The sequence below is a fragment of the Emticicia sp. genome (assembly GCF_049241225.1).
Lineage (GTDB): Bacteria > Bacteroidota > Bacteroidia > Cytophagales > Spirosomataceae > Emticicia.
In genome coordinates this window covers 1-3136 of sequence record NZ_JBMLRC010000325.1, presented here as the reverse complement: position 1 = coordinate 3136, position 3136 = coordinate 1, and the positions used below count along the sequence as shown (strand labels likewise).

Sequence of the window (3136 nt, the reverse complement as noted above, 5' to 3'; positions counted from 1 at the left end):
TTTATTGCTTACCGCATTAATTTCCGAAAAACCAATACTTTAATGGCTTGGGTGGCTCATAATTACGTTTATTTGCTCCGACCGTTCGACCCTACAAACTTTGCAGGGGTCTTCTTAAAAGAGGGCAGCGAACACAAATGGGATTCGTTTGGAATAGATTATACCTCGAAACCGCAGGCGTTACTAACCTATTCGTTATCAACTCGTTACGGCGGCTATTATGCCAACGGAACAAGGTTAAGATTAAATGGAGAAGTTGGTTATCGTTTTCAGCCTTACGTAGCTATTACGATGAGTGCAAATTACAATCAGTTAAATTTTAAATCAGAACCCGCTGTTCCGACAGATTTGGTCAATAGACAATTTAATTTTTGGTTGGTTGGCCCAAGAGTCGATGTTACTTTTACAAATAAGCTGTTTTTTACTAACTTTTTACAGTTTAATAACCAAAACAAAAACGTAAATCTAAATACACGTTTGCAATGGCGATACAGCCCAGCGTCAGATTTATTCTTGGTTTATACTGATAATTATATTTCAGATACATTTCAGGTGAGAAACCGTGCTTTGGTCTTGAAGTTTACTTATTGGTGGAATGTTTAGGAAACAAAAACGTCGGCATGGCTCGAAGCCATGCCGACGTTAAATTTAATAAGCAAAAACATGAAAACTTTACTATTTTTGATTTTTCCAATCTTAACTTTTGCTCAAACTATGGAATTTGAGATACAAGGTCATCGAGGTAGTAGAGGGCTGATGCCCGAAAATACAATTCCTGCTTTCAAGAAAGCCATTGACTTAGGCGTACACACTTTAGAATTAGATGTAGTTATTTCTAAAGATAAGAAAGTGGTGGTTTCGCACGACCCTTTTTTCAATCCAAATTGCACCACCGACCCGAGTGGCAAATTTATTACAAAAGAAAATCAGGGTAATTTGTATCAACTTACTTATGATGAAATAAAGAAATATGATGTTGGGTTGAGAGGGAACAAGGATTATCCCGAACAACAAAAAGTAGCGGTTTACAAGCCATTGCTCGAAGACATGATTCGTGAAAGTGAAAAATACGCAAAATCAAAAGGTGTGAAACCTTTGAAGTATAATATCGAAATCAAGAGCGAAGAAAAGGAATACGATATTTCGCAGCCAAAAGTTGAAGAGTTTTCGGATTTGGTCTATAAAGTTATTATCAAGCAGCTTCCGCCTGAAAGAGTAACTTTACAAAGTTTCGATTACAATGTTTTGAAATTTTGGCACAAACAAATCGAGCAGAAAAAATACAAACCTATAACATTATCGGCTTTAATTGAGCCGTTCGATAATAATGATGTGAAATTTAATTTGGAAAAATTGGGTTTTAAGCCGCAAATCTGGAGTCCATATTTTGCCCAAGCTACCGAAAAACGAGTAAAAGAATTACACGAATTGGGTATAAAAGTGATTCCGTGGACCGTAAATAAACGAGAAGACATGGAAAAAGTGAAGGCCGTTGGCTGTGATGGCCTCATAACCGACTACCCAGATAGAGCGAAAGGTTTGTGAGATTCAGAAAAAAAGCCTAATTTTCGAAAGAATTTTGGAGTCACAAACTATTAAACTACAAACCCTAACTTGTAGTGTAAAAGAGTTTGGTGTTTTCAATCCACCAAATGAGCATGCTTAACGACATACTTAGTTTTTTTCTTAAACGTCGAATCGACCGCATTGAGCAATTTCTGCGAAATCCGATTGACACTCAGCATCGTATTTTCCACGACCTTATCGAAAATGCTCGATATACGGAGTGGGGTTTAAAATACGATTATAGCAGCATAGATACCATCAAAGATTTTCAGGAGAGAGTGCCAATCTCGACCTACGAAGAACTATACCCTTATATCGAACGTGTACTAAAAGGTGAGCAAAACGTACTTTGGGCGTCTGAAATCAAGTGGTTTTCAAAATCTTCGGGGACAACCAATTCACGCAGTAAATTTATTCCTGTTTCTGAAGAATCTCTCGAAGATTGTCATTACCGAGGTGGTAAAGACATGATGACGCTCTACCTCAATAATCGTCCAGAAGCAAAATTATACGAAGGAAAAGGCTTGTCGATTGGTGGAACGCTTCACCCAAATCCATTCAATGCTAATACACAGGCGGGTGATATTTCGGCGGTAATTACAAAAAATCTTCCCGCTTGGGCTGACTTTATTCGTACGCCTCCAAGCGAAATTGCCTTACTTGATAATTGGGAGGAGAAAATGGAGCAAATGATTCAGATTTGCACCCAAGAAAACGTAACCAGTATTTTGGGCGTGCCAACTTGGACGGTCGTTCTGCTCGAAAATATTCTCGAACGAACAGGTAAAAAGAATATACTCGAAGTTTGGCCAAACTTTGAGGTCTTTGTTCACGGAGCAGTGGCTTTTCAGCCCTACAGAGACCTTTTCCGAACAAAACTCTTTCCATCCGACCAAGTTACTTATCTCGAAACATATAACGCCTCAGAAGGCTTTTTTGCAATTCAAGACGAACTCAGTAGAGTAGGAGAAATGCTACTCATGCTTGATTACGGTGTGTTCTACGAATTTATTCCGATGGAAGAATGGGACAAAGAACATCCAAAAACATTAACCCTCGAAGAAGTAGAATTGGATAAAAACTATGCCCTCGTAATCTCGACAAATGCGGGGCTTTGGCGATATAAAATTGGTGATACCGTAAAGTTTACGTCGATAAACCCATACCGAATAAAAGTAAGTGGCCGAACGAAGCATTTTATCAATGCCTTTGGCGAAGAGGTGGTAATCGAAAATGCCGACATGGCAATCACCGAAGCCTGTGCAGCGGCCAGTGCTACAATAGCAGATTATACAGCAGGTCCGGTTTACATGGGAGATGGTAGTAAAGGTTGCCACGAATGGATAATTGAGTGTTCAAAAAAACCTGAAAACGAATTACTTTTTATCGAAACGCTCGATAATTCGCTCCGAAAGGTAAACTCCGATTACGATGCCAAACGCTATAAAGATATGGCATTGCTATTGCCAAAAGTACATTTTGTAGAAAATGGTACTTTCTACCAATGGATGTCGAAACGAGGCAAATTGGGCGGGCAAAATAAAGTACCAAGGCTAAGTAATTCAAGAGA

Annotated in this window: 2 protein-coding genes and 1 pseudogene; all 3 read left to right on the top strand. The window is 38.9% G+C overall.

Annotated elements, in window-relative coordinates; genetic code table 11:
- A pseudogene (locus tag ACOVO2_RS17405) lies at positions 1–603 on the top strand (hydrolase); the annotation flags it as partial.
- A gap of 60 nt (positions 604–663) precedes the next feature.
- Positions 664–1545 carry a glycerophosphodiester phosphodiesterase gene (locus ACOVO2_RS17400; RefSeq protein WP_421771202.1) on the top strand — a complete coding sequence of 294 codons (882 nt, stop codon included), beginning with the start codon at positions 664–666 and terminating at the stop codon, positions 1543–1545.
- Positions 1546–1652: 107 nt separating this feature from the next.
- A partial coding sequence (locus ACOVO2_RS17395; RefSeq protein ID WP_421771201.1) for a GH3 auxin-responsive promoter family protein occupies positions 1653–3136 on the top strand: 1484 nt, incomplete at its 3' end.

What these genes read in the sequence shown, in the direction of transcription:
- ACOVO2_RS17400 (WP_421771202.1), top strand. Translation starts at nt 664, where the DNA reads ATGAAAACTTTACTATTTTTGATTTTTCCAATCTTAACTTTTGCTCAA.